Below are 3,640 nucleotides of genomic sequence, written 5' to 3'. Positions count from 1 at the left end.
CTCCGCACCCTCATCCAAATTGACAATGGCTACAGGCAATTGGTCCACCTTACCATATGGATCCCAAAATGCCCAAAGGAATGTGCCGCTATATAATAAAGGAATCAGTATGATCCCTATTATGGAAATGAGTATCATAGGATGTTTTATTATGGCTAAAAATTCACMCTTTAAAGATTTTAACACGCCTACCAAGCCCTCCTATACGACGAATATGCCGTTTATTTAATCTATCTCGGTGAAAACGCATGAAAGAATACAAAATTAAGTCATATGCTTCTGCAATGTAAATTTAACATTCTTCATTTTCACCTAAATATATATTACTTTTTAAACAACCAATAATATATGACTAAATTGTTCATTTGGTCATTATCACGAAAATAATATAACATTTATCCATCTTTTTATCAATATTTTTTCACAGCGATACATCCTATCTTTACTGCTTTTATCTTTAAATCCATTTAGATTGCCTTTTAAGCTGAAAATAMTTTATTATGAATTAGCTCTGATATTACATGGCAAAAAAGGGTACCCATAATGGATACCCTTTTTTGCCATGTAAGCACAATTAAATAAAGCGCTTTCATATCATTTCGATATAATTCCTTTTAATTTTTCCGCCTGCCCGGTCAATTTCTTCAAGGACTCCTGATACTCTTTTTCTAATTGTCTTATGATGCCTGCAGCGGTATCTATTTTTTTAATCGCCCCCACACCATGACCCGCTGACCAAATATCACGCCACGCTTTAGATTCAGACGATTTGGACATGCTGTCAAAATCGACTTTTTCTTTTTTGGCTAATTGTTCTGGGTCCAATCCTTCCTTCCTGATGCTCGGTTTAAGCATATTACAATTAACGCCTGAAAATGCATCAGTCAAGATGATGTCATCATGGTCAGAATCGACAAGCATTTCACGATATTCATCATTTGCCCTGCTCTCTTTCGCCACGATAAAACGTGTACCCATATATGCAAGATCCGCTCCTGCCGCCTGAGCTGCCAAGATACTGTGACCAGTACTGATCGATCCGGCGAGCAAAATGATTCCATCCCAGAATGTCCTTACGCTGTCCACGAAAGCAAAGCTATTTATCTCACCAGCATGACCGCCTGCTCCCGCAGCAACCAAGATCAATCCGTCCACACCAGACTCCGCAGCTTTTTTTGCAAAATCCACAGAGCTGACATCCGAAAAGACCAACCCGCCATAGCTATGTACGACATCCACCACATGTTTTGGTGAACCTAATGATGTAATTACGATGGGAGGCTGATGCTTTTTGACCAATTCCAACTCTTCTTCAAGCCGGCTATATGTACGGTGAACAACCATATTCATTGCCCATGGAGCGATCTTTGAGCCTGGTTCTTTATCCTTTGCTGCAATCAATGTATCGTTTATGTCACCCATCCATTGATCCAGTACCTCTATCGGCCGCGCATTCGGTGCTGGAAAAGAGCCGATCACCCCATTCAAACAGCATTCTTTCACTAACTCAGGACCGGATATTAAAAACATAGGTGCTGAGATAACTGGTAAAGTTAATTGATTCCACCACTGTTCAGGCAAACTACTTGTCATCCTTAAACCTCCCATTATTAATATATTACCAAAATATAACACTACAAGATTATCATACTTCTAAAAGACACAATTTTCAAGAAATTAATTCAGCAGCTAAAATTTAATTGTCATGCAGCACCATTTTAATAAAAAAACTGTATATGGAATACGCCCCATATACAGTTTCGATTCAATTTGAAAGCACCCATTTCCGAATGGCCTTAGCTACACCATCTTCTTCGTTTGTCGCTGTAATCCAATCTGCTTTTTCTTTCACAATTTCTTGGGCATTTCCCATTGCCACGCCCACTTTTGCTTCAGAAATCATCGCAAGGTCATTAAGGCTGTCACCCACTGCCATTACATTTTCCATGCCAATGTCGAGCAGTGAACATACGAGCTTTATCGCTTTCGCTTTATTGACGCCCATGGCATTCACTTCAATATTCGTTGGGCTTGAATTGCTTATTTCAAAGGTTCCTTTTGATACCAGTTCATCCATGATGATTTGGCGGATGCTTTCATCATTTGTATCAAAACCGAATTTAAGCCATTGCGAATCATGGATTTTTTCAGRCATTTCGGCCCTGTAAATATTATCGCAGCTAATGGCCCAAAAATGTGTACCATGTTTTTGGCTTAATTCCCACATCCATTGTATGGATTCACTATCGACGATATTCCTTTCCACCAGTTTTCCTTGGTTATCGTAAATTTCGCTTCCGTTTACTGTAATGAGGTATGATTGGAGTTCCATTGACTTTGCAAAATCACTGCACGTCGCATAGGATCTTCCTGTGCTCAATACCACAAAAACCCCTTCATTTTCGGCTTCTTTTATCGCTCTCCGGTTTTCTTCAGATATCTCTCCAGCCTTATTGAGAAGCGTGCCATCCATATCAAGTGCAACTAGCTTAATATTTTGTTTCTCCATTCTTATTCACCCTTCCATAATCCTTCATTATGTAACTAAGTCCATGATAGCTTATAATGCATACCCAAGGAAAGTACGTGATGAATTGAACAGCATTATCATTAGTGTCTTGATTTATAATCACACAATTATCCTAATCATGACATTTTGTATTCTGCCATTATTTCTACTCGCTGTCTTTTTTGATTTCATTCAATTCTTTTTTTATCTGACCTTCCCATTTTGGGATACCATCATTTTCATCAAATTCTATAATGACGTCCGTTACCCCTCTTTCCTTTAATATTTGATTAAACAGCCGATCTTTAATGTCGTCCGCCTGTGCGATTGAAATATGGGGATCAAGTTCAACTTCAAGTTCAACATGAAAATCTTCCCCTTCTTTTATTACGGCCAGTTTCTGTATATCCCTTACGTCTAGATCATCCATGACCATCGCACCAATTTTTTGCCGCATTTCAATATCGGCTTCCCCAAGAGCACCAGCAGCATTGTCAAGAAAAACCCTTCCAACCACATAGAACATACCAAGACCGATCATGACGGAAGCAACTCCTTCCGCTTGGATAAAAGGCGTGAAGTTTGCTAATAATATGGCAATTATCGCAAGGACGCCGCCACCTGTCGCTACCATATCTTCCATAAATACTAATTTCGTCGCTGGTTTTGCCCTTTTTAAACCAGAAAAGCTCTTGAATATGACGGCTGCCCCTTTAGCTTCGATTCCAGTCTCATGAACCACTTCTTTCATCGCTTTAAATAATACATATGATTCCAACACAACCGCTAACGTAAGGACTGACAAGTTAATAAGGATACCAGTTGATTCTGCAGGGTGTAAAATGTGATGGAACCCTTCTTTAATCGTTTCATAAGACATGATCCCGACAACCAATACTGCCCCTAGTAATACAAGGTTAACCAAACGTCCAAAACCATCAGGGAATCGATCAGTTGGTGACTTTTTACTTAGTGCAGAACCAATGAAGACGAAAAACTGATTCGCAGCATCGCCCAAAGTATGTAAAGTTTCAGCAAACATAGCCACATTTCCTGTCATGAAATAGGCAATCCCCTTTAGCACTGCGATGATACTATTCACACAGGCAGCAATGAACGCCGATTTATTAC

At 39.4% G+C, this 3,640-nt stretch carries 4 protein-coding genes; all 4 read right to left on the bottom strand.

Annotation, left to right across the window (positions count from 1 at the left end):
* Positions 1-186 (bottom strand): hypothetical protein (locus tag AC1DVB_RS25865; RefSeq protein WP_477591646.1); only part of this gene is annotated, 186 nt, incomplete at its 3' end.
* 408 nt (positions 187-594) lie between these two features.
* Positions 595-1,593 carry an NAD(P)H-dependent flavin oxidoreductase gene (locus AC1DVB_RS25860; protein WP_106027355.1) on the bottom strand — a complete coding sequence of 333 codons (999 nt, stop codon included), beginning with the start codon at positions 1,591-1,593 and terminating at the stop codon, positions 595-597.
* A gap of 172 nt (positions 1,594-1,765) precedes the next feature.
* A complete protein-coding gene (locus tag AC1DVB_RS25855) occupies positions 1,766-2,509 on the bottom strand; it encodes a Cof-type HAD-IIB family hydrolase (RefSeq protein WP_477591643.1) in 744 nt (247 codons plus the stop codon).
* Between the two features lie 166 nt (positions 2,510-2,675).
* Positions 2,676-3,640, bottom strand: a 965-nt coding sequence (locus AC1DVB_RS25850; RefSeq protein WP_477591641.1) for a cation diffusion facilitator family transporter, incomplete at its 5' end; no start/stop codon positions are given.

It is taken from the genome of Peribacillus sp. P4_D6, from assembly GCF_056401795.1.
Note: the sequence above shows the minus strand (reverse complement) of the source record. Positions and strands in the feature narration are given on the sequence as shown.

Bases quoted from the DNA above. Each gene is read 5' to 3' on its own strand.
- AC1DVB_RS25860 (WP_106027355.1), bottom strand. From the start codon at position 1,593: ATGACAAGTAGTTTGCCTGAACAGTGGTGGAATCAATTAACTTTACCA.